The sequence below is a fragment of the Streptomyces sp. NPDC031121 genome, assembly GCF_055570615.1.
Map to the genome: position 1 here is coordinate 285344 of NZ_JBVIGV010000007.1, position 23276 is coordinate 308619.

General features: G+C 71.7%; 21 protein-coding genes. 7 read left to right on the top strand and 14 right to left on the bottom strand.

Features of this window, described 5'->3' with window-relative positions; translation table 11 throughout:
* Positions 1 to 256: 256 nt before the first annotated feature.
* Together ACZ462_RS15530 and ACZ462_RS15535 are read left to right on the top strand one after the other, a co-directional pair.
* A complete protein-coding gene (locus ACZ462_RS15530; RefSeq protein WP_467809807.1) occupies positions 257 to 1519 on the top strand; it encodes a sensor histidine kinase in 1263 nt (420 codons plus the stop codon).
* Positions 1516 to 2193, top strand: a complete 678-nt coding sequence (locus tag ACZ462_RS15535) for a response regulator (protein ID WP_467809808.1) — start codon at positions 1516 to 1518, stop codon at positions 2191 to 2193. The genes ACZ462_RS15530 and ACZ462_RS15535 overlap by 4 nt, the downstream gene beginning before the upstream one ends.
* A 107-nt stretch (positions 2194 to 2300) precedes the next feature.
* Here the strand turns inward: ACZ462_RS15535 and ACZ462_RS15540 are convergent, their stop codons facing one another.
* From ACZ462_RS15540 to ACZ462_RS15595, 12 genes are all read right to left on the bottom strand, one after another.
* Entirely contained in the window at positions 2301 to 3461 is a 1161-nt protein-coding gene (locus ACZ462_RS15540) for a GTP-binding protein (protein ID WP_467809809.1), read from the bottom strand.
* Between the two features lie 6 nt (positions 3462 to 3467).
* Positions 3468 to 3638 carry a 50S ribosomal protein L32 gene (gene rpmF, locus ACZ462_RS15545; RefSeq protein WP_467809810.1) on the bottom strand — a complete coding sequence of 57 codons (171 nt, stop codon included), beginning with the start codon at positions 3636 to 3638 and terminating at the stop codon, positions 3468 to 3470.
* A 58-nt stretch (positions 3639 to 3696) separates the two neighbouring features.
* Complete coding sequence (locus ACZ462_RS15550) at positions 3697 to 4539, bottom strand: ABC transporter ATP-binding protein (protein WP_467809811.1); 843 nt, start codon at positions 4537 to 4539, stop codon at positions 3697 to 3699.
* Complete coding sequence (locus ACZ462_RS15555) at positions 4539 to 5567, bottom strand: FecCD family ABC transporter permease (RefSeq protein WP_467809819.1); 1029 nt, start codon at positions 5565 to 5567, stop codon at positions 4539 to 4541. Before ACZ462_RS15555 ends, ACZ462_RS15550 begins: the two co-directional genes overlap by 1 nt.
* An 81-nt stretch (positions 5568 to 5648) precedes the next feature.
* Positions 5649 to 6638, bottom strand: coding sequence for an ABC transporter substrate-binding protein (locus ACZ462_RS15560; protein ID WP_467882823.1), 990 nt, complete (start codon positions 6636 to 6638; stop codon positions 5649 to 5651).
* A 229-nt stretch (positions 6639 to 6867) separates the two neighbouring features.
* Complete coding sequence (locus ACZ462_RS15565) at positions 6868 to 7851, bottom strand: PLP-dependent cysteine synthase family protein (protein ID WP_467809813.1); 984 nt, start codon at positions 7849 to 7851, stop codon at positions 6868 to 6870.
* Positions 7848 to 8939 (bottom strand): histidinol-phosphate transaminase, encoded by a 1092-nt coding sequence (gene hisC / locus ACZ462_RS15570; protein ID WP_467809814.1) that lies wholly within the window; start codon positions 8937 to 8939, stop codon positions 7848 to 7850. Before hisC ends, ACZ462_RS15565 begins: the two co-directional genes overlap by 4 nt.
* Positions 8940 to 8986: 47 nt before the next feature.
* Positions 8987 to 10423, bottom strand: coding sequence for an MATE family efflux transporter (locus ACZ462_RS15575; RefSeq protein ID WP_467809815.1), 1437 nt, complete (start codon positions 10421 to 10423; stop codon positions 8987 to 8989).
* Complete coding sequence (locus tag ACZ462_RS15580; protein ID WP_467809816.1) at positions 10420 to 11400, bottom strand: ornithine cyclodeaminase; 981 nt, start codon at positions 11398 to 11400, stop codon at positions 10420 to 10422. The genes ACZ462_RS15575 and ACZ462_RS15580 overlap by 4 nt, the downstream gene beginning before the upstream one ends.
* A gap of 28 nt (positions 11401 to 11428) precedes the next feature.
* Positions 11429 to 12847, bottom strand: a complete 1419-nt coding sequence (locus ACZ462_RS15585) for an alanine racemase (RefSeq protein ID WP_467809817.1) — start codon at positions 12845 to 12847, stop codon at positions 11429 to 11431.
* A 132-nt stretch (positions 12848 to 12979) separates the two neighbouring features.
* Complete coding sequence (locus ACZ462_RS15590) at positions 12980 to 14248, bottom strand: acyltransferase family protein (RefSeq protein WP_468252196.1); 1269 nt, start codon at positions 14246 to 14248, stop codon at positions 12980 to 12982.
* 2 nt (positions 14249 to 14250) lie between these two features.
* Positions 14251 to 16338 carry a bifunctional polysaccharide deacetylase/glycosyltransferase family 2 protein gene (locus ACZ462_RS15595; RefSeq protein WP_467809672.1) on the bottom strand — a complete coding sequence of 696 codons (2088 nt, stop codon included), beginning with the start codon at positions 16336 to 16338 and terminating at the stop codon, positions 14251 to 14253.
* Between the two features lie 103 nt (positions 16339 to 16441).
* Between ACZ462_RS15595 and ACZ462_RS15600 the strand changes: the two genes are divergently transcribed.
* The 3 genes from ACZ462_RS15600 (at position 16442) to ACZ462_RS15610 (ending at position 19007) form a co-directional block, all read left to right on the top strand.
* Positions 16442 to 16633, top strand: a complete 192-nt coding sequence (locus tag ACZ462_RS15600; protein WP_467809671.1) for a hypothetical protein — start codon at positions 16442 to 16444, stop codon at positions 16631 to 16633.
* 580 nt (positions 16634 to 17213) lie between these two features.
* Positions 17214 to 18152, top strand: a complete 939-nt coding sequence (locus ACZ462_RS15605) for a glycoside hydrolase family 16 protein (RefSeq protein WP_467809670.1) — start codon at positions 17214 to 17216, stop codon at positions 18150 to 18152.
* A 291-nt stretch (positions 18153 to 18443) separates the two neighbouring features.
* Positions 18444 to 19007: a hypothetical protein gene (locus ACZ462_RS15610; RefSeq protein WP_467809669.1), complete on the top strand. Its 564-nt coding sequence runs from the start codon at positions 18444 to 18446 to the stop codon at positions 19005 to 19007.
* A 109-nt stretch (positions 19008 to 19116) separates the two neighbouring features.
* Here ACZ462_RS15610 and ACZ462_RS15615 read toward each other — a convergent pair whose 3' ends face one another.
* Both ACZ462_RS15615 and ACZ462_RS15620 read right to left on the bottom strand, forming a co-directional pair.
* Positions 19117 to 20520, bottom strand: coding sequence for an SMI1/KNR4 family protein (locus ACZ462_RS15615; RefSeq protein WP_467809668.1), 1404 nt, complete (start codon positions 20518 to 20520; stop codon positions 19117 to 19119).
* Between the two features lie 204 nt (positions 20521 to 20724).
* Positions 20725 to 21414 (bottom strand): hypothetical protein, encoded by a 690-nt coding sequence (locus ACZ462_RS15620; RefSeq protein WP_467809666.1) that lies wholly within the window; start codon positions 21412 to 21414, stop codon positions 20725 to 20727.
* 289 nt (positions 21415 to 21703) lie between these two features.
* Between ACZ462_RS15620 and ACZ462_RS15625 the strand changes: the two genes are divergently transcribed.
* Both ACZ462_RS15625 and ACZ462_RS15630 read left to right on the top strand, forming a co-directional pair.
* Entirely contained in the window at positions 21704 to 21907 is a 204-nt protein-coding gene (locus ACZ462_RS15625) for an EF-hand domain-containing protein (protein ID WP_467809665.1), read from the top strand.
* Positions 21908 to 22592: 685 nt separating this feature from the next.
* Positions 22593 to 23009 carry a hypothetical protein gene (locus ACZ462_RS15630; RefSeq protein WP_467809664.1) on the top strand — a complete coding sequence of 139 codons (417 nt, stop codon included), beginning with the start codon at positions 22593 to 22595 and terminating at the stop codon, positions 23007 to 23009.
* Positions 23010 to 23276: the final 267 nt, after the last annotated feature.

Below are 23276 nucleotides of genomic sequence, written 5' to 3' on the forward strand. Positions count from 1 at the left end.
CGGGTCGTTCCGGCACGTGCCCAGCACATCAGCCCCGCGCGGCCCGCACCTCGGAGCCGGGGAGGAGAAACCCGCTGGGAGCACGGGCCCGCACCGTCCGCCCGTTGGGAGCCTGCTCCCAGCCGCGGCTCCCTCCCGGTCCCGACGCCACGGCCCCGCCGCACCGGCACCATGGGAGACTGGCGGACGAACCGCAGGTCGCGGGGCAGCAGACGGCGGCCCCGGCGACAGCGCGGACGCGAACGGGGAGGCGGAGATGGGACGGCGCGCGGACGAAACGCGCCCCGGCCGGGCACAGGGCAGGGCGGGCGCGTCCGGCGCCGGGCTTCCGGACGCCATGGCCGGGACGCTCCCCGGCGGCGCAGGGACCGGGGGCCGGGGCGGAAGGACATGGCTGTGGACCCGGCCCGACGGCCTCGTCGCCGTCGGCGCCGCGGCCGTCGACCTCGTGGGCTTCACCGTCACCAGCCAGATGGACCGGGGACACGTACCGGTGACCGGATGCCTGGTCGTGGTCGCCGCCTCGCTGTTCCTGCTGGCGCGCCGCCGGGCACCCCTGTGCGTCCTCGCGTGCGTCCTCGCCGGGAACGTCGCGCTCACCTGGTCCAGTTCCGTGGGCCAGCACTACGGGGCCGCCACCGTCGTCGCCCTCTACACCGCCCTGCGCCACCACCGTGCCGCGGTCGGCGCCGCGGCAGCCGCCGGCTGCGTCGCCGTCCTCCACTTCGTCCACCCGGGAGTGCCCGCACCCTCCCTGGTGGAGTTCGTCCCCAACGCCGCCTCCGCGCTGTTCGTCGCCGGCGCCGCGGCCGTGGTCGGCCGCTGGCAGCGCAACGCCCAGGCCCAGCGGCGGCTGCTCGCCGAGCGGGCCGTCTCCGACGAACGGCGCCGCATCGCCCGGGAACTGCACGACATCGTCGCCCACCACCTCACCACGATGCAGCTGCTCGCCGGAGGCGCCCGCGCCAACCTCGACCGGTCCCCGGAGACGGCCCGGGAGGCACTCGTCACCCTGGAGGGATCCGGCCGCACCGCCCTGCGCGAGATGCGCCACCTGCTCGACGTCCTCCGCGCCGGCGACGAGAACGACGAGGGCGAGACGACCGCGCCGCAGCCCGGTATCGGCGACCTCGACCGCATCGTCGCCGACAGCCGCCGCGCGGGCCTCCCCACCACCCTCACCACCGACGGCGACCCGCGGTCGCTCCCGCCGGGCATCTCGCTCACCGTCTTCCGCATCGTCCAGGAAGCCCTCACCAACGCCCGCAAGCACGCGGGCGACGGCGCACACGTCGACGTGCGGCTCGCCTTCGCCGACCACGAGGTGCGGGTCACCGTCACCGACGACGGCCCGCGCCCCGGCCGTCCCGCCGCACGCGGCTCCGGCTACGGCCTCATGGGGATGCGGGAACGCGTCGCCCTCCACGGCGGCGCCCTGCGGGCCGGGCCGGAGGGCGGGGGGTTCGCCGTACGCGCCCGGCTGCCCCTGCCCGCCGACCGGCAGGAGGCCTACGCGTGAGCGCGACCGTGAAGGTCCTCATCGCCGACGACCAGCCGCTCGTCCGCCGCGGCCTCGCCCTGATGCTCGCCCCCGAACCCGGCTTCCAGGTCGTCGCCGAGGCCGCGGACGGTGCCGAGGCGGTCCGCCTCGCCCACGAGCACCGGCCCGACGTGGTCGTCATGGACATCCGCATGCCGGTCCTCGACGGCATCGCGGCCACCGAGCGGCTCACCGCCGAACTGCCCGACTGCCGGGTCCTGGCCCTGAGCACCTTCGACATGGACGAACACGTCGTGGGCGCCCTGAGGGCCGGCGCGTGCGGCTTCCTGCCCAAGGACATCTCGCCGGAAGACCTCGTCGCCGCCCTGCGCGTGGTCCGCGACGGCGAGGCGATCCTCGCCCCGAGGCTCCTGACCCGGCTCATCTCCACGCACGTCACGGCACCGGACCGCCGGGAGGCGCCCGCGGTGCCCTCCGCCGCCGAGGGGCTCACGCCGCGCGAGCGGGACGTGTGGCGGCTGATCGCCGGAGGCTCGGACAACGCGGAGATAGCCGATCGGCTCGGCCTGAGCGCCTCCACCGTGAAGAACCACATCACCGCCCTCTTCGCCAAGCTGCGGGTGCGCGACCGGGCCCAGGCGGTCATCGCCGCGTACGAGACCGGGCTGGTCACGGCGCGCCGGGAGGCGTAGCACCCGGCCGGGACAGCCGGGGACGGGACTTCTCGGGAACGGACCCGGGCCGGACGGTGCCGTGGCTGCGACCACCGTCCGGCCCGGAGTGTGCGGGCTCGCTCGCGTCAGACTGCGAGTTCGTGTGCGCAGGCGTCGTCGATGCCGTACGTCTCCCAGGCGGGGAAGCCGTCGTCCGCGGGTGCGGTCTCGCCCGGCATCAGAAGGCAGGCGTCCAGGGCGCCGCGGAGGGCTTCGGCGCGCAGGCCGGTGCCGATGAAGACCAGCTCCTGGCCCTGCGCGGTCTCCGGGCCGCGGGCGCCGGACGGTTCGAACCGGGCGACGGAGCCGGCCTGAGACCACAGTCCGGTGACCCGGGGGCGGCTGGCGAGCCAGAAGAACCCCTTGGAGCGCAGCACCCGCCCGTAGGCGCCGCTGTCGAGCCCCTCGGTGACGAAGGCCCACAGCCGTCCGGGATGGAAGGGCAGGTCGGAGCGGAACACGAGCGAGGAGATGCCGTACTCCTCCGTCTCCGGCACGTGGTCGCCGTTGAGCTCCTTCACCCAGCCCGGGGCCTGCTGCGCCTTCTCGACGTCGAACAGCGCCGTGCCCAGGACGCGTTCGAGCGGAACCCGTCCGCGTACGGCGGGCACGATGTGCGCCTCGGGATTGAGCCGGGAGAGCGTCGCGCGGAGCCGGCGCGCCTCCCCGGGCCCGACCAGGTCGAGCTTGTTGAGGACGATGACGTCGGCGAACTCGACCTGGTCGATGAGGAGGTCGCTGACCGTGCGCTCGTCGTCCTCGTACTGGTCCAGGCCCCGGGCGGCGAGTTCGTCGCCGCCGCCCAGCTCCGCCAGGAAGTTCGCGGCGTCCACGACCGTGACCATGGTGTCGAGGCGGGCGAGGTCGCCGAGGGCGGCGCCGTCGTCACGCGGGAAGGAGAACGTGGCGGCGACGGGCATGGGCTCGGAGATGCCGCTGGACTCGATGAGGAGGTAGTCGAAGCGCCCCTCGCGGGCGAGCCGGTCGACCTCCTCCAGCAGGTCGTCGCGCAGGGTGCAGCAGATGCAGCCGTTGGTCATCTCGACCAGCCGCTCCTCGGTGCGCGAGAGCGCGGCCGCGCCGCCGCGGACGAGTGCGGCGTCGATGTTGACCTCGCTCATGTCGTTGACGATGACGGCGACCCGCAGCCCCTCGCGGTTGCCGAGGACATGGTTGAGCAGCGTGGTCTTGCCCGCCCCGAGGAACCCGGAGAGCACGGTCACGGGCAGGCGGCCGGTGGGGGTCATGGGTTGTCAGCCCCCGGGGTGGATGAGGCCGCGCTCGTACGCCTTCACCAGGCGCTGCGGAACGTGGTGGACGATGCCGTCGACGGTGACGGGTACCAGCTGGGGCGTGGTCGCCTTCCACTGGGCGCGGCGGTGCCGGGTGTTGCTGCGGGACATCTTCCGCTTGGGGACGGCCATGGGGAACTCCTCGGTTCGGTTGTTGCGGCGAGAGCCTATATGAAAACGAATGCCATTATCAAACGGGGGTGGCGGGGTCGAAGCCGTCGCGGCCGGCGCCGGTTCGGCCCCGCCGGGCACGGGTCCGCGGGGCCGCAGCGCCCAGGTAGGTGATGCGGAGGGCGCCGGTGGTGTGTTCGCGGTCGACGAGCACGTCGACTCCGTAGACCGACCGGATCAGCTCCGGCGTCAGCACGGCCTCAGGGGTGCCCGCGGCGGCGACCCGTCCCCGGTCTAGGACGACGACGTGCTCGCAGTAGCGGGCCGCGAGGTTGAGGTCGTGCAGGGCGACGACGCAGGTGACGTCCAGGGTGGTCAGCAGCTCCAGGAGTTCGAGCTGGTGGCGTATGTCGAGGTGGTTGGTGGGTTCGTCGAGGAGGATCTCCCGGGGCTGCTGTGCGAGGGCGCGGGCGAGTTGGGTGCGCTGCTTCTCCCCTCCGGAGAGGGTGTGCCAGCTGTGGTGCTGTTTGCCGGTGAGGTCGGTGCGCTCCAGCGCCGCGTCGACGATCCGCCGGTCGTGCCCGGTCAGGGCGTCGAAGCGGCCGCGGAAGGGTGTGCGGCCCAGGTCCACGACCTGGCGGACGGTGACGTGGTGGTGGGCGGACGCGTCCTGTTCGACGACGGCGAGCCGTCGGGCCAGCACCCGGCGGTGCAGGTCGCCCAGGCCGGTGCCGTCGTAGCCGACGGTCCCGCTGTCGGGGCGGCGCAGCCCGGCGAGCAGGCGGAGCAGCGTCGACTTGCCCGAGCCGTTGGCGCCGAGGAGGCCGACGGTCCTGCCGTCGTCTGCGGCCATGTCGATGCCGTCCAGCAGCTGGTGGCCCTTGACCGACCAGGAGAGCCGGCTGGCGGTGATGGTGCCCATCAAGACTCCAGACGCTTGAGGATCAGCGCGAAGGCGGGCGCGCCGAGGAGCGCGGTGATGACGCCGGCGGGCAGTTCGTGCGGGGAGAACGCGGTCCGGGCGAATGCGTCCACCCAGATGAGGAAGACGGCACCGGTGATCGCGGACAGGGGGAGCAGGGTGCGGTGTGTCGGGCCGGCCAGGGTGCGGACGGCATGCGGGACGAGCAGTCCGATGAAGCCGATCGCACCGGAGGCGGCGACGGCGGCCGCGGTGATGACGGACGTCAGCACCATCAGCCAGACGCGGGCCGCGGTGACGTTGACGCCCAGGGCGGCCGCGGAGTCCCAGCCGAAGGTGAAGGCGTCGAGAGCGGGTGCGAAGAGCTGGACGGCAGCCACCCCGGCCAGGATGACCACCACGGTGACGGTCACCCCTTCCCACCGGGCGCCGCCGAGGGTGCCGAGCAGCCAGTAGGTGAAGCCCCGGGTGGAGTTCGCGTCCCCGCTGACCATGAGGATGACCGAGGTGACCGCGGCGAAGAACTGCGACACGAGTACGCCGGTCAGCACCACGCGGGAAGGACTGGTGACGCGCCCCCCGCCCAGGAGCAGCAGGAGCAGGCCGAAGGAGACCAGGCCCCCCGCGAAGGCGCCGGTGGAGAGGGAGACGCTGCCTCCGATGCCCAGCAGGAGTACGGTGACCGCGCCGGTGGAGGCGCCGGAGGAGACCCCCAGCAGGTAGGGGTCGGCCAGGGGATTCCTGGTCACGGCCTGCAGGACCGCTCCCGAGACCGCCAGGGCCATGCCCACCGCCGCGGCCAGCAGCACACGCGGGAAGCGCGACTCCCAGACCAGGGCGTCCAGCAGCCCGGGGAGGGGCGGGGTGGGGGCGATGGCGCCCAGGCCGATGTGCCGCAGGACCGTGGAGACGACGTCCAGGGGCCGGACGTTCGCGCTGCCCAGCAGCGAGGAGGCGACGACCGACACCAGCAGCGCCGCGCCGGCCAGGGTGAAGAGGACCGCCGTCGAGGCGCGCCGCCGGCGCACCGGAACGGTCTCACGGCCGGTGGGCACGGTTCCGGTGGGCGCGGCGGTCTTGTGTGGACTCGTTGTCATGGCGGCGGCCGGTCACCCGAGCCTGTTCAGGCCGTCGACCAGCGCGGGCACCACGGAGGCGCTGCCGTAGCCGGGGTCCATGTGGGAGCCCGGGACGGAGATGAACCGGTCGCCCCTGACCGCGGCGAGCTTGCTGGTGAGGGGGTCCTTCTTGAGGAGGTCGATCTTCTCCTTGGCGGTGTCGTTGGGTTCGCCCCGCGTCATGTCGGCCAGGATGATCACGTCGGGATTGCGGGCGGCGACCTCGTCCCAACTCACCTCGGCCCACTTGGACTTCGCGTCGGCGAAGACGTTCTCGACCCCGACGAGCTCCGAGATGTGCTGCGGCAGACCACCCGGGCCCGCGGCCCACGGAGTGCCCTCGTACGTGGAGTAGAACCACATCACCTTCAGCGGAGTGTCCCGCTTCTTCACGGCGCCCAGCGCCTTCTGCACGACGGCCTGCTGCTCGGCCGCCAGCTTCTCCCCGGCGGCGGGCACGTTCATGATCCTGCCCAGCCGGCGGTACTCCTCCCACAGCATGTCGAAGTCGGCGCCCGCCACGGTCTCGTGGGACGAGCAGTCGAACTCGGTCAGGTAGGTCGGCACGCCCAGGCCGTGGAGGTGCTTGCGGTCGCCGGACTGCTCGGCGGTGAACATGCTGGCGAAGGAGCCGTAGACGAAGTCCGGCTGCGCTTCCAGCAGCTTCTCGTGCTTGATCTCCTGCCCGGGTGCGGACAGTTGGGGGATCTTCCCGTACTGCTCCGCGATCGCGGCCGGCGGCTTCTCGATCTCGTAGCCCGACCCGGCGATCCGGTCGCCCACGCCGAGGTGGATGAGGATCTCCGCGGCGGTCTGGTTGAGGGTGACGACCTTCTTCGGCGCGGCCTTGTAGGTCACGTCGGTGCCGCAGTTCTTCAGGGTGAACGGGTAGGCCGTCGCCGTACGCGATTGCGCCGCCGCGGCGCCCTTGCCGTCGTCGGACGCCGGCTCCGCGGTGCATCCCGCGACCGCGAGGACCATCAGGGCCGTAGCTGTAGTGGTTATCGTTTTCGTTTTCATTGACAGGAAGGTACCAGTTCGTTGGCGGGGGCAGAACGGGCCCGGCAGTCCGGGCTGACGGTCCGACGGACACGTCGCAGAGGGGGCGGCGCCGCGCGCCGGCGGTCGCAGAGCGCCGCGTACCGCACATCGGCGGGACCGACCGGATCCGCCGGGCCTCTCCGGCCGGCCGGTCGGGCAGGGTGGGGCGTTATCGCAGCATCGCGGCCAGCCGGCGGACGACCTGCTCGTCGAACAGGCCGTTGGCCGCCATCCAGTCGTCGTTGAAGACGGTGTCCAGGTACTTGTCGCCGCCGTCGCAGACCAGCACGACGATGGTGGTGCCGGGCGGCGCGGACTGCGCCCGCTCCAGGGCCTTGTACACCACGCCGCCCGCCGAACCCCCGACCAGCACACCGAAGTTCCGGGCCAGGTACCGGCAGGTCTCGAAGGCTTCCGCGTCGCTGACCTTGATCCCCTCGTCGAAGACCCCGTAGTCGACGACACAGCCGATCTCCGAGCCCGCCGGCGTACCCGTCCCGGACTGGTGGTACGGCGCGCCCCGGCCGCCGAAGACGACGGAGCCGACCGGCTCGACGCCGACGACCTTCAGATCCGGGATGCGCTCGCGGAGGAAGCGGCCGGTGCCGCAGAGCGAACCGCCGGTGCCGACGGCCCCGTACAGGTAGTCGATGCCGTCGCCCAGGTCGTCGTGGAGTTCGCGGGCGAGCGGCCGGTAGCCGTTGGGGTTGCCCTCGTTGCGGTGCTGGGCGGTCCAGTACGCCCCGTGCTCGGCGGCCAGCCGCTCTGCCGTGGTGTCGCGTTCGGCGGTGGCGAGCCCTTCCTCGTCCCCGGCGACGTTGAGGATGTCGGCGCCGTAGGCCGCCATGCCCCGCAGCTTGTCCGGGCTGGAGTGGTTGTCGACCACGGCGGTGAACTTGTACCCGCGTTCGGCGGCGATGAGCGCCAGCCCGAGACCGGTGTTGCCGGAGGTGGACTCCACCAGCCACCCGCCGGGAGCGAGGAGCCCGGCCTCCTCCGCCTCGTCGACCATGTTCCTGGCCATCCGGATCTTGGCGGTTCCGGTGGGGTTGAACTGCTCCAGCTTCAGCAGGACGGTCGCCCCGCCTTCCGCGACGGGCAGCTTCAGCAGCGGCGTCCGCCCTACCAGGTCGGAGATCCTGCTCGTGATCACGGCTTGTCCTTCGCGCAGATCCGGGTCAGACACCGCACGAAGACGTCGTTGTCCCCGGGGGTCGACAGTGAGGCTCGGATGTAGGTCTCGTATCCGGGTTCGCGCCACGCCTTGACGATGATTCCGGCGCGGTGGAGCTCCCGGGCGACCCGGTCGGCGGGCCGACCGGTGTCGATGAACAGGAAGTTGGTCGAGGACGGCACCACACGCAGTCCCGCCTCGCCCAACCGGTCGGTGACCCTGGCGATCTCCAGGGCGGTGCGGCGGACCGTATCCGCCAGGTGCGCGCGGTCGCCCAGCGCGGCGATCGCGGCCTCCTGGGCCGGACGGTTCACGTTGTACGGGGTGCGCACCCGGTCCAGGGCCTGCACCAGCGCCGGGTCGGAGGCGATGCCGTACCCGACGCGGACGCCCGCCAGGCCGTAGGCCTTGGAGAAGGTGCGCAGCACGATCCACGGCCGGTTCCGGCCGCGCAGGGCCTCCAGCCCGTCCGGGTACCCGGGGTCGGGGCGGGCGAACTCGCCGTACGCTTCGTCGAGCACCAGCAGGGCCGATTCAGGGGTGGCGGCCAGGACGTGCTCCAGCTGGCCGGCGCTCAGCACGGCGCCGGTGGGGTTGCACGGGTTGGCGAGGAAGACGAGCTTCGGGCCGCCCGCCAGCGCGCTGCTCCAGGCCTCCGCGTCGAACCCGAACTCCGCGGTGACCGGCACCTTCTCGACCCGGGCACCCATGACGCGGGGGAAGGTCTCGTGCAGGCTGAACCCGGGCGCCTGGGTGACCACCAGGTCACCGGGGTCGAGTACGGCCTGGCAGAGCAGCTCCAGGATGTTCTCCGAGCCGTTGCCGAGCACGACGCGCCCGGCAGGCACGTCCAGGCTCGTCCCGATGGCCTCGGCGAGGCGTCTGCCGGTGGGGTCGGGGTAGCGGGAGACGCCGTCGGCCAGGCCCAGCCGCACTGCTTCGGCGACCGCCGGCGAGACGCCGAACGGGTTCTCGTTGTTGGACAGTTTGATGACGCGGCGGGAGCCGCTGAGGGCGGCCACCTCGTCCGGGTCGGCGCCCGGATCGTAGCGGGGCAGGCCCGCCACTTCCCTGCGTATCAGGGAGGCCGATGCGGCTGGAGCGGGGGCGTGGTTCACGAGGACTCCGGTTTCGTGACGGGTGCGCCGGACGCGGCGCGCTGGAGCCGGCCGACGCGGCGCAGGAAGGCGGCGATGAGGATGGCGGCGGTGGCCGCGAGACCGACGGTCTGGCCGATCCAGACGCCCTGGACGCCCCAGTCGGCAGCCACCCCGAGCAGGTAGCCCGCGGGCAGCCCGATCAGCCAGTACCCGACGAGGGAGATCCGGAAGGGACCGGCGGTGTCGCCGATGCCGCGCAGGATGCCGTTGCCGATGTTCTGCACGGCGTCGAAGACCTGCATGAGCGCGGCGATCAGCAGTCCGGTCACGGTCAGGGCGACGATGTCCGCGTTGCCGGCGTGCTCGGCCGAGATGAACAGGGACACGATCGGCCGGGGGACCACCAGGTACGCGACGGCGACCGCCAGCGTCGCGATCACACCCCATGCCGTGCCGAGCAGCCCCATGCGGCGCGCCGCCGTGTAGTCGCCGCGGCCGCCGGCCTCGCTGATGTGGATGGACGCCGCGTGCGACAGCCCGGCGGAGACCATGAACACGATGTAGACGATCTGGTTCAGCACCGTCTGCGCGGCCAGGGCGTCGACGCCGAGGGTGCCGATGACGAGGGTGAGCACGCTGAAGAACCCGGCCTCGGAGGCGTACGTACCCGAGACCGGCAGGCCGAGGCGCCAGACGGAGCGCACCGCGTCGCCGTTCCATCGCCACGCGTCGGGCGAGGCGACGTACGGGCGCAGGGAGCTGTCGCGCAGGACCACCGCGACGAACGCGAGGAAGGACAGCGCGAACACCGTGACGGTGGCGATCGCGACTCCGGTGAACCCGAAGGCGGGCAGGCCGAACTTCCCGTGAATCAGGATGAAGTTCAGGCCGATGGTCGCGCCGATCGAGCCCAGGGTGATGGCCAGGAGCGGGCCGGGCCGCTTGAGGCCGGTGGTGAAGTGCCGCAGGGTCTGGAACCACAGGCAGGGCAGCATGCCCGGCGCCAGCACCATCAGGAACTCGCCGGCCTTGTCGACCACCGCCGGGTCCTGGCCGAGCAGGACCAGGAACGGGCCGATCAGCCAGAGCGCCGCGCAGAACACCACCCCGCACGCGGTCGCCCAGAAGAATCCGGCGAACAGCAGCGCGCCGACGCGCTGCCGGTCGCCCCGCACCCGGGCCTCGGCCACCAGGTTGCCCACTCCGGTGACCAGGCCCGTCCCGGTGGTGCGCAGCTGGTTGAACAGCGCGATGGCCAGTCCGGCCGCGGCGATCTCCAGAGCGCCGAGCCGGCCCAGCATCACGATGTCCACGGTGGTCAGCGCGACGTAGGCGAAGTTCGTCAGGATCAGGGGGAGCGCGAGCCCGAGCAGCGCGCGCGAGTTCCCGGCCCACCAGCCGGCGCCCGTCTGCGCCGTCCCGGTCGTGGTGGTCGTGTCGGTGGTGCTCACCAGAAGTCGACCTTCTCCCCGCGCCCGCCCGCCAGCGCGAGGTCGGCCATGTACCGGCCGAGCGCGGCGTCCGTGACCGCCATCCCGCTGTTGTAGGCGAAGACCACGTCGTCCGGGTGGCGTCGGGCCGGTGCCCGGCCGAGCAGGATGTCCGGCAGCTGGGCGTCCACCCGCGGCAGGCTGCCGTCCGCACCGCGCAGGTCGTCGCACGTGGCGTGCATCTGGGCGGTGTCGGTGGCGATGCGGTAGTCCGCGCGGTGGCACACGTCGGCGTGCACCCCGTACCCGAGGAGTACCGCGACCGAGCCCGGCTTCATCCAGTCCCGCCGGACCTCTTCCGTGGCGGAGAGGCCGGCGGCGCCGACCACGATGTCCGCTTCCGCGGCGGCCTCCCGGAGGTCCTCGACGATCTCGACCTCGCGGCCGGCGACGCCGTCCTGGACGGCGCGCAGCCCCTCGGGGTAGGTGCCGAAGACCTGCAGCCGCTCCAGTCCCGGCATCGCCGCGGCCAGCATCGGCAGTGCCGCCTGCCCCTGGACGCCGGTCCCGACGACCAGGGCGCTGCGCGCGTCGGGGCAGGCCTCGCGCGCGAACAGGGCGGTGGTGGCCGAGGATCGCAGCGGGCCGAGCTTCACCACGTCCATCAGCGCGACGGGGTCCCCGGTGGTGTCGTCGACGAGGAAGACGAACGAGTGGAACCGGTAGCTGTCGAGGCTGCGGCGCGGGTCGAACTCGTACACGGCCTTGAAGCAGACCGTTCCGCTGCCGCCGTCCCGGGCCACCATCGAGTAGCTCAGGGAGCGGTGGCCGGGATCGTCGATGATCGTCTTGACGGGGTTGTCCGAGCCGCCTTCCCGCAGCGCGCGGTAGGCCTGCTCGACGACCGCGATCACCTGCCGGCGGTCGAGGTCGAGTCCTTCCTGCTGGGACTGGGGCAGCAGCCACAGCTGCCCGGGTGGGGCGTAGTGGGGTGACATGCGGGGCTTCTCCTTCATCGGCTGTCGTTCAGGGTGTTTCGAGGTCGCATCGGATGCCGTCCAGCCGCCAGCGCGGCCGGGCACCCTCGCCACCGAGCCGGACCACCGCCTTCGACGGCAGGGCGGCGTCGTGGAACGGTGATTCGTTGGAGTCCATCTGGTAGCCGGCGGTGTTCAGGTAGACCAGGTGGTCACCGCGCCGGACGGGCCGCGGGAAGCCGATCTTCCGCCAGGTCAGCATGTCGCTCTCCAGGCAGGTCGAACCCGCGACGCAGGCGGGGAACACCTCCGCGGCGCCGGGCCGAGCGGACAGCAGCAGCGGGTCCGGGAGGTAGTCGCTGTTGAACCACTGCTCGGAGAGGCTGAAACTGCTGCCCGCCACGGTGACGATCGCGTACCCGTCGGTGTCCCGCCGGTCGTCGACCTGCTGGACGCGGAACATCGTGAACCCTGCCTGGTCCAGCAGGGCCCGGCCCGGCTCCACGACGAACCGGATCCCGTGGTGTGCCGCCTTGGCCGCCAGGCTCCACCCGCCGTCGACCGGGTGCGACATGAGCGCGTGCACTGCACGGGCCGCGGGCCGGCCGCCGTACGGGTAGAAGTCCGGGAAGTCCTTCCCCCCGTGGTAGTGGGCCGGTTCGTTCTGCCGGAGGAAGTCGTTCCACAGCTGCGGTTCGACGTAGCGGACCGGCAGTCCGCCGCCGATGTCGACCAGTCGGGCGGCGGGCGAGCCGCGCCGCCTCGCGTCGAGGCAGTGCCCGATCATCTCGTTCGCCGCCGTCGCGCGTTCCGCCGGGGAGTATCCGTTCAGGTGGAAGGAGAACCCCCGGAGGCCGATGTGGGCGGCGAGTTCGCCGCCGCACAGGCCCACGGCGGTCTCGCGCTCGGCGGGGGACAGCCCGAAGCGGCTCGCGGGCTGGGCGGTCGTCCGGGACCGCAGCAGGACGGAGGCCTGCCGCTGTGCGCGCCGCGCGGTTGCCGCGAGGCGGCGGAGTTCGCTGACCGAGTCGACGGCGACCAGGCAGCCGTGCTGCACGGCGAGGGCGTGCAGCACGTCGTCCTTCTCCGGGCCCGAGATTCCGATCCGGTGTCCGGGGACTCCGCCGGCCAGGGCCTTGACCAGTTCGGGCGCGCTGGCGACGTCGACGCCGATGCCGAGGGCCGCGGCCGACTCGACGTAGCAGCCGGCCTTGTTGGCCTTCTTCGCGAACAGGATGTCGGCTTCGGCACCCGCCTCGGCGAGCGCCTCGCGGAGGCGGGAGACGTTCTCCTCGAAGATCTCGGGCAGTACGACGTGCAGTGGTGAGCCCAGGCCGTCCAAGAGGTCGGCGAGGAGGGCGCGGTGGTCCGCCAGGAGGGCGGAGACGGAGGGATGCCGGAGTGCGGGCAGCGCGAAGGGCCGGACTCCGGCCGCAGGGCGCTCGAGCACGTGTCGTGAGGTGAGCACCCCGTATTTCTATACGATTATGACACTCATTTTCAATAGAGGGGTCTGAGGGGCTCCTGCCCGGTGTGCGAAGGGTGTGGGGACGGGGCCCGGGCTCCGAGGTGCCGGCCGGGCCCGGTGGGGGCGCCGGCGTCAGCCGGCGGCCCGGCGCCTGCCCCGCGGGCGGCGCGCGTACGGCAGGAGCCGCAGCGGGCGCTTGGCGGCCAGGTCCTCCACCCAGCCGAAGGCGAGCACGAGAAGCCCGAGCAGCGGGACCGCGACCAGCAGCGTGAACCACTGGCTGGCCAGCAGCCACTGGAAGTGCGCGTAGACGAACGGCACGCTCCAGAGCGGGTCGATCAGCGGGATGGCGGCCACCAGGGCGAGCTGGTGCCAGAGGTAGACGCTGACGGCGCGTGCGTTGAGCAGGCTGACCAGGCCGTTCCAGCGGTCCAGCGGCCTGGGCCACCGGTCCCAGGACGGGCTGACGTGGAGCAGGATGGCGACGAAGCCGAAGGACCACAGGGCCTGGGCGATCGGCCAGGACTCGATGTCGGTCGCCACGGTCGGGTCGGCGGGACGCGTCTGCAGGTACCAGAAGCCGGCCACCATGACCAGCGGCGCGAGGGACGGCAGCACGTACTGCGGCAGCTTCCTGAGCAGCCCCTCCTGGTGGGCCATCCCGAGGATCCAGCAGGCCCCGAAGGTGGCGAAGTCGTTGGCGGTCTCCCAGACCCGGCCGTAGACGAACTCCTGGTCGATGAAGAACGCGTTCATGACGATGACCACCGCCAGGGGGGCGCACAGCGTCACCACCGGAAAGCGCCGCAGTGCCCGCAGCAGCAGGGGCGAGAGCAGGACGTACCAGAGGTAGGCGCGGAGGTACCAGAGCGGGACGGTGATCTGCGCGGCCCAGGTGGGTTCCACGAACGGCAAGCCGGACAGCTCGTCCGCGTACGGAGGGGTGCTCAGCGGCAGGAGCCAGAGGGCCAGCTTGGACCACCACCAGGCGGGGTGGCCGTCGGACCGGGGGCCCCAGCCGGCGTAAATCTGGAGGGCGATCATGACGGCGCCGAAAATCCACATCGGCGGCAGCAGCCGGCGCAGTCGGCCGCGGATCACGCCCAGGGCGGGACGGCTCAGCGAGCGGGCCATCAGGGAGCCGGCCAGGGCGAACATCACGCCCATCGACGGGAAGACGAGGGGCAGCCAGAACCAGCCGAAGTTGTGGTAGAGCACCACGCGGCCCAGCGCCAGCGCGCGCAGCAGGTCGAAGTAGCGGTCCCGGGCGCCCTTGGGCGCGGACGGCGCCGGGTCCGGGTGCTCCGGCTGCGGCTCCGGCTGCGGCCCGGTCCGCAGGGCGGTGGGGATTCTCAGCCGTATGGTGTCCCCGGCGCGGCCGAGGTCGACGGATGCGGTCACGGTCAGGCCTCCACCGGTGCGGCGACCTCGCCGGTGCGCCGGAGCTTCTGCCAGCGCAGCCGGCCACCGGTCATCGCGGTGATCGCGGACTGCAGCAGGACGATGTACATCAGCTGCCGGTAGACCAGCTGCTGGATCGGCAGGCTGATCAGGTGCCAGGGCTTCTCGCGGTCGAGCCGGAAGGCGTACCAGGACAGTGCTGCCTGGAGGAGGATGAAGCCGCCCCAGCTTGTGAGGGTGATCGGGGCGTCCCCGAACAGCACGCCGTACAGGAGGAACAGGTCGACCAGGGGCGCCAGCAGCGGGGCGACCACGCCGAACATCACGATGAGCGGCAGCCCGAGCCGGCCGAAGCGGCCGGCCGGACCGCGGGAGGTCACTGCGCCGCGGTGCTTCCACATCGCCTGCATGCTGCCGTAGCTCCAGCGGTACCGCTGGGACCAGAGCTGCTGGAGGCTGGCGGGGGCCTCGGTCCAGGCCCGGGCGCGCTCGGCGTAGACGATCCGCCAGCCGTCGCAGAGCACCGCGATGGTGATGTCGGTGTCCTCGGCGAGGGTGTCGTCGCTCATCCCGCCGACGCGTCGCAGAGCCTCCTTGCGGAAGGCGCCGACCGCGCCCGGGATGGTCGGGATGACGCCCAGCATGTCGTACATCCGGCGGTCCAGGTTGTGGCCGAGGACGTATTCGATGTGCTGCCAGGCGCCGATCAGGCTGTCGCGGTTGCCGACCTTGGCGTTGCCCGCGACCGCGCCGATCGACGGGTCCCCGAAGGGCTGGACCAGCTCGCGCACCGTGGACGGCTCGAAGACGGTGTCCCCGTCCATCATCACGATGAGGTCGTACGAGGCTGCCGCGATACCGGTGTTGAGTGCGCTGGACTTGCCGCCGTTGACCTGGCGGATCAACCGGACGAACGGCAGGGCCATCTCCTCGACGATGTCCGCGGTGCCGTCCGTGGAGCCGTCGTCGATGACGATCACCTCGATCGGATGGTCGCTCGCGGCCAGCGACTGGAGCGTGTTGGCTATGCACTCGCGCTCGTTGTAGGCGGGGACGAGCACGGTGACCGGTTCGGTCACCGGCGGCCCCCATGCGTCCCGGCGCTTCGAGCGGCGGGCGTGGAGCGGAGCGAGGACGAGCATCAACGCGAACCGTCCGAAGTTGAGGAAGCCGACGACGGCCAGCAGCCCGACGAGCACCGGCAGGGTGAGCACGGCGACCCCGGTGGCCCAGATGAACCCCTTGCCCGCCCACAGCTGGAATCCGTGCACCGGCACCGTCGCGCTGGAGGCGCCGAGCGCCTCGGAGATGGTGGTGAAGCGGTAGCCCTGGGCCTGCAGCGTGTCGATGATCTGCACGAGTGCGGCGAGCGTCTGGGCGCGGTCGCCACCCGCGTCGTGCAGCAGGATCAGCGCACCCGCACCGGGCTTGGCCGGCATCGCCGCCTTGACGATGGCGTCCACGCCGGGGCGCTTCCAGTCGTCGGTGTCGCGGTCGATGAACGCGGTCAGGTAGCCCCGCGCGCCCACGTACTTGATCACCGGGTAGTTCCAGTCGTCCATCGCGGTGGCGTCGGAGGAGTACGGCGGGCGGAACAGCGCGCTGTGGACGCCCGCGACGCCGGCCAGCGCCAGCTGCGTCTGCGCCAGCTCCCAGCTGATCCGGGCGCGGGACTGGTACACCAGGTCGGGGTGGGTGAAGGTGTGCACCCCGAGTTCGTGGCCGCCTGCGACGATCTCCCGGATCAGCTCCGGGTGGCGCGTGGTCATCGCACCCGTCACGAAGAAGTCCGCACGGACGTTGCGGGCCGCGAGCACCTCGAGGATCTTCGGCGTCCACTCCGGTGAGGGACCGTCGTCGAAGCTCAGGACCGCGGTGCGGTCGGGGATGTGGTAGCTCACCGGATGCTCGTTCTTCGCGCCGCGCGCGTCGATGACCGGACCGCCCTTGAGCAGGTTGTCCGGCACGGTCGTCTTGTCGACCGAGACCGCGATCCTGGAGTCGTGGAACGCCTCGTTCGTGGCGAGTCCGCGTAGGACGAGGAGGGCGAGCAGGCAGGCCAGCAGGGACAGCGGCATGAAGAAGCGCAGGGGCGGCGCGGCCAGTCGGCGCGGCCTGAGCAGGGACTGCCGGCGGCGCTGGTGGCGGGACAATGGCGCTCCAGGAGGCGGTGGTGCGGGGGATCAGGGTTGCTTGGCGGGCTGGCCCGAGGGCTTCGCCCCGCGCGGCGCGGAGGCGGCGGGTTTCGGCGGGGCGGCAGCGGATTTCGAGGGGGCGGCCGCCGTCTTCGGCGGGACGCCGGAGGTCCTCGTGCCCGGTGTCGCCGCGGACCGCGTGACCGGCGGAGGCGACGGCGCCGGGGACGGCGCGGACGACCGGGCCTGATACGCAGAGGGCGTGGGGGAGGGTGCGGGGGAGCGCGAGGGCGGGGCGGGGACCACCATCGCCGGGGCGTCCGCCTGCACACCGATCAGGCTGCCGCCCATGGCGACGGCCAGGACCGCGCCGACGATGGAGACCGGCCAGCCGAAGCCCCGCAGCAGGCGGCCGCGCAGACCGGACTGGTCGACGAACACGGGTGCCGGTGCCGGCTCCTCGTACGCCGACTCGAACATTTCGGGCCCCGCGGGGTACGCCGATCCGCGTTGCATGGGCGTGATGGCTGGGCGCACCTTGCGAGGCCTTTCATTGCAGGGTACGTAGACCGCGGGATCGCAGAGCGAACGCTAGTGCACCGTCCCCGGGCGACTCGGCCCCCATGTCCGGATTTGCTGTGATCTATTCAGGGGTCGTGACCGGATCGAAACGGAATTGGTCATACCGGTTAGCGGGGGCGGGTGCCGGCGCCGGGTGATATCCGGTGTCACCGGGCGCCTTAGGATGGCGCCCTCATCGGATCAGCAGCTGATCCTCCCGCAGAGGGCGTGTCCAGTTACCGCCTCTCCACACGCCCCAAGGAGCCTGTGTGAGCCAGCCCTGCCGCACCCATCGCCGCCGCGTGCGGACCGCGCTCACGGTGCCCGCCCTCCTGTGCCTGCTCGCCGCGTGCTCCGGCGGCCCCGGCGGCGAAGCCGCCGCGCCCGCCGCGCGCCCCACGCCGACCCCGTCCGGCCCGCCGGGCACCCTGTTCGACAACTTCCACTACAGCGGTCCCGACGACCCCGCTCTCGCCGCCCACGGCTGGGAGGTCCGTACGGGCGGCGGCGGCCCCGGTATCAAGGGCACCTGGTCCGCCGCCGGTGTCCGGTTCCCCTCCGACGCGACCGCCCAGGGAGGCAGGGCCCTGCAGCTGCAGTCCTCCACCGACGGCACGGAGCAGGGCACCCGGCAGGTCGAGATACAGGGCACCGGCAACAACCTCTTCACGGGAACCTTTGCCGCCCGGGTCCACTTCAGCGACAAGCCCGTGAGCGGCCGCAACGGCGACCACGTCGTCCAGACCTTCTTCCCGATCTCCCCCTCGGACTCCTTGGACAACTACAGCGAACTCGACTTCGAGTACCTGCCGAACGGCGGCTGGGGTACGAGCGGTCCGCGACTGGACAACGTCAGCTGGTACAAGGCCGATCCGCCGGACCGGGTCAGCCACACGCTCAAGCAGCGCGTCGAGGGCTGGCACACCCTGATGATCACCGCAGTGGACGGGAAGGTCACCTACTCCCTCGACGGCAAGGAGCTGTTCACCAGCTCCGGCAAGTACGTGCCGCGCGAGAAGATGGACATCCACTTCAGCAGCTGGTTCATCGACCTGCCCTTCACCGGAGCTGCGCGCACCTGGGAGACGAAGGTCAACTGGGTCTACTACAAGGCGGACGAGGCCGTTTCGCAGGCCGACGTCCAGAAGACGGTGGACGGCTTCTACAGTGAGGGCACCAGCTACGTGAACACCGTGCCGAAGGCCTGAGCCCGGCCCCGTCCGCCGGGCCCGCCGGTCGTCGGTGGCAGCCCTGGACCGGGCAGACCAGGTGCCGGACCTGCACCGACGCCACCCGCATGCGGCCCTGTCCCCCCAGTGGAATAGTGGGGAGGGGGATGGGGGCGCCCCGGGGGCGTTGATGATCACAGACCTCCACAGATCCTCAGCACACTCCGCTTCCTCGCGCCGAGGTCACGCCTCGTCGAGACCGGGAGACGTGCGCAGGAGAGGCCCTCTTCGAACGAAGCGACCGCCTTTCAGCCGAGAAAGGGACGTCTCATGCGAAGGAAGACCCTGTCCACCGCGATCGCGGCTGCTGTGGCGCTCAGCGGGTGGACCGCCGTCACTGCGACGACGGCCGACGCAGCGGAACGGGCCGTACCCGGCGCCACCTGCTCGCTCTCGGAAGGCCCCAACAACACGTTCGGCGTGTCGGGCGAAGGGTTCAGGCCCGGCGAACGCGTCACCGTGAAGAACTCCCATGGCACCACGGTGCGCACGACCACCGCCATCACAGGAGGCTTCTTCGAGGTCACGGGGCTGCCGAACGACACCTACAGCGCCGCCGGCCGTCGGGCCAGGGCGACCTGCCCGAAGTGGGTGTCGGACGACGAGGCCGCGATCAAGTGCACCGTCACCAAGGGCCCGGGAACGACCTACGGCGTGTCCGGCAGGGGATTCCCGGTGGCTGAGACGGTCACGTTGAAGAACTCCTCAGGCGCCGTCGTGAACACCACCCAGACCATCGAGGACGGGTTCTTCGAGTTCACCGGCGTCCCCAACGACACGTACACCGTCACCTCGAAGTTCGCGAAGGTGACCTGTGCCAAGGCCGCCGAGTAGCGCCAGCCGCCCCCGCCCGCGGTCGACCGGTGCGCGAGAGGCGCATCCGCCCCGACACCCCAGCCGGGCGTGCGGCATGCCGGAGTGAGAACCCCGGCCTTGTTCGCGCCTACGCAAGGGGCCCGAGGTTTCCTTCCAGGACAGTCCGGATGATCTGGGGCCGCTCCCAGAGAGCCAGAACTTCGTTGGCGATGTCCACGATGGCCAGGGGGTCCTGGTCGCCGTAGACCCTGATGGACGCAGCCGACAGGCTCCGGGGGACGGCGCCGGCATCCAGGAGGACGCGCCAATCCCGGGGGCCCAGTTCCAGGAATTCCAGGTGGGCGAGTTCGGCGATCTCCAGCGGGTCGGCGAGCGTACCGGCGTACGCGGCGAGGCTGCGCAGGCGGGGCAGCCCGATGACCGGGGCGAGGCTGAACGGCGCGCCGTCCCACACCCCGATCGAGAGGACTTCCAGGCCGCGGTGGGCGGCTTCCCGGACGCTCTTGATGCTCACGTGGTTGACGTGGGCCACGAGCTGTGGCTCCTCTCTGCGGTGCCCGCGGTCGTGCGTCCTCCGGTCCAGGACCCAGTCGGTGAGCGAGTCGGCCAGCAACTCGGCGCCGACGCTCTCCTCGTGACTGAGGAGGATGATCTGCCCGGTGTGTCCGCGCGGACCGGGCGTCAGGTCGACCGCGAGCCGGTCCCCTCCGCCGTTCTCGCCGAATACGATCCACCCGGGCGAACCGACGACGCCCTGCACCGCGGCGTCGGGCCTGGTGACGACCGCCTCCATGGCCGCGAACTCCCAGCGGCAGTAGCGGGTCGAGGCTTCGGCTGCGTACAGGTCGTCCACGGAGGAGAGTTCGCAGCGCACCGCTGCGAACACACCGCCCGCCGTCTCGTAGTCGTCGCCCCAGTCCTCCCAGCGCGCCCGGGTCACCCGGTAGAGCACCTTGAGTTCCTCCGGCAGACAGACGCCCAGGCGTGCTTCCACGGCGGCGATCTCCTCCTCCGTCGCGCCGATGGCGTCGGGTAGGCGTTCCCGCAGCGTCCGCTCCAGCAGCTGCGGGTCCGCTGAGGGGGCCGGCCTCGCTTCGTGCGTCGGATCGGGGAGGCGGCGCCAGGGCTCGGGAAGAGAGCCTTCGACCAGGATGAGTGCGCCGGGATGAGGGTTTCCGATCCCGGGTTCCACCGCCGGGCTGGGTCCGAGCAGGCGAAGCACGACCGTCCCGGTCGGTTCGATCTCCGCCGAGAACGAGACGTCGTCGACACCCGCCTCCGCCATCGCGGTCTGCACGAGCTGCACCGCGTCGAGCTCGTCCTGGATGTCATCGGTCTGGAGGGCTCGACCGGGCGGCGGCACCGGGTGCGGGAGGGCCAGACTCCAACCGCCTCGCCCGATGCGACCCGCCACGCGCAGGGGCCCGGCACCGGCCCCCTTGCCCGCCTTGGCGGCCCGCAAGAGCCTCAGTACCGGCTGCCAGGTCGAGAAGTCGCGTATCGATGGCCCAGGGGGATTCTGCGTGGTCATGCGCAGACCGTATCCGGGGCGGCTGACACCCGGTGTCACAGGAGGCGGGGCTGCTCGCAAGGCAGCAGTCGGACTCGCACGGATTCCTCGGACCGCCACCCGGCTCTGCCGCGGAGGGTCCGGCCACCCGCCGCCAGCGCGGAGGCCGCGCAGCCATCGGAGAAGCGGTCCGGTGACGGCGTCATGCCGCATCAGTTGTCCCACTCAGGTGTGGACCGGTCCCTGCTGTGAGCGCGGGGTGCCGTCCCACCTCCACTGCGTGAGTCGCTCTCGTCCCGCCAGCTCTCCTCGGCCGGTCGCCCACAGGAGGGTCGGCCAGGGGTCGGAGCCGGTGGGAACGGCGGGGAACAGCCTCTTCAGCAGCCGTGCGCAGATCGCCGAGGGGGCTTCCCACTCGAGCCCGAGGCCGAGAGCCAGGTCATCGGCGTGCACGAACAGCTCCACCAGACCCATGGCTGCCGAGCCCTCGGGATCCGTCGTCCCGAACACGTGGAAAGCACGCGCCTGCGGTGGCGCTGTCCGCACCATCGCCACGAGGAGTGCCCCGCACGCTTCCAGCACCTGCAACAGGCCCTCCGGTCCGCCGTCCCGTTCGGCGAAGATCACGTTGAAGGGCTTGCCCGGAGCATCCTGCCGCCACACGAAGGGGACGGCAGCGGCGGCCGGGGGCGATTGCGGACCGAGTTGCGCGGCATAGGCGAAGAGGTCATCGGCCAGGTGCTCGGCTGTCTCCCAGCAGCTCCACGCCAGCGTCCCGGCCGACCGGCTCCAGTCGGCGGCCAGAGCGGCCGGCTGACGCAGCAGCGCAAGGACGAGCCGGACGCCTTCCGCGAGATCGTCGGCGGACACGGGGCCTACGGCACAAGGCTGTTCTGCATGATCGGAATTGGACATGTGCCGAGCCTACGAGCCTGCCTCGCGCACAACCAATGCCTTTCTTCACACGGGCGGAGGTGCGCTCGCGCGCGAAGGGACTCGTGGCGTCCACCGTGGTTCCCCCTTCCTGCACAGCAAAAGGCAAGCCGAAGCGGGCCCGGGCCGGCCACCTGCCAGAGGCGGCTCGGCAACCCGGCCGGACCATGGCGGTGAGCCCCGTGCTCGGCGGCCGGCGTGACGTCGATGGTGTGGCAGGGTGGTGGGGCATGTGGGCCTTCGGGGCCTGTGAACGCGAAAGGGATATGTGATGAACGAGGCCGAGCTCAGGGCGCTGTTCGATGAGATCGACAAGGACGGCGACGGGCGGATCAACGTCGTCGAACTGGCGGAGGGGTTCAAGGCCGAGGGCGCCCAGGGGCACCTCGCTGAAGAGGTCAGGAAGGCCATGGCGGCCGACGCGAACCACGACGGCGTCCTCGACTTCGAAGAGTTCCGCACCCTGCTGAAGTAGCGGCAGGCCTAGGCACCCGGGCAAGCCCAGCGCAGCCTGGGCAAGCCTCCCGCGAGGAGGGCTTGCCCAGGTGGCTGCCCACGTACGGCGGCGATGCCCGGGCCGGCCCAGCGCTCTGCCGCAGGCGCCGGTGTCGGCTGCACGCCAGGTGGTGCCCAGAACGTGCGCCACCCGTTCCCGCGCCGCCAGGGGCGACGCTTCCCCGCATGCCGTGCGAGGACGTATCACTCCACGGTGCCGGGTACCAGGCTGCGGCTGCATCGGCGATGACCCGGCGGAGGCGACCGAGGGCCCGGACGCCAAGGGCGGCCACGGCCGAGCCGCAGGTCTGCAAGACGCTCGCCCGCCAGGCGGGGTGTCCGACCGGTTCGGCCGGCGGTCGCAGGGGGCGGGCAGGGAAGCCGCGACGATCCGACGGTCGGCCTCGGGCGGTTGATCGGGTGAAGACTGGCGGGCGTGTGTACGGGTCTGGTCCGGGGGAGCCGGGGGAGGGGCGCGCGTACGGCGCCTGCTCCGATCACATCCCTGAACCCGGCGGGCGACCGCAGGCCCGGAACGAGCCGCGGTCGGAACGGCGGCGCATCCCCCGCCCCTGAGGCGTCCGTTCCTCAGTGCTCCATGAGCGAGGTCAGGAAGGGTACGAAGCCGGTCGGTTCGTGTGGACCTGATCAGTAAAGTGAGCCGCATGGACATGCGGAGGATCGTCGCGGTGCTGGTGGAAGAAGCCGAGCAGCAGATGACGGACGGGCTTTGGGAACTGGCTGCGGACGACCGCGCTCTCGCTCTGGAGACGGAGGCGGGCCTGCGCAACGCCGTGGGGCCGCTGCGGGTTCAAAAGGCCCTGCCGAGCATTGACCGGCTCGAACATCTACGGGAAGCGCTTGCCGTCCTGGCGATCTCCCTCGCTCGCACGCACGGCCGCATGGCCTGGTTCCTCTCCGGCGCCATCAACGCACTCGAACCCATCCTGCGCTGGCGCGCCCTTCCTGCGGATCAAGGCGGCACGTTCGGCACCATTCTCGCAAGTCCTGAGGAGTACACGGAGGCGGAGGAGGCCGTCCGCCAACTCCAGGACGCCCTTGCCCGGATCACTGCCGAGTAGCTCGGGCCAGAGCGGCGGCCGCCACGATCTTCCCCTCATTGCCCGCGAGGATCTCGGACAGGTGAGCGGCGCGCACGCATACTCGGCGATCCCCGCCTTGTCTCCTTTGCCGCCCCGCCTCACGGCCGTGCGGGTGTAGACGCGGCCCCCTGTACTGGAAGAACAGCATGTCCCCGGGACGCAGGTCGTACGAGCGGTTGACGTAGCCCGGCTGACGGCCTGCGGTCCGCACCGTCGTATCCCTCAGGGCTGACGAGTTCCGATGCA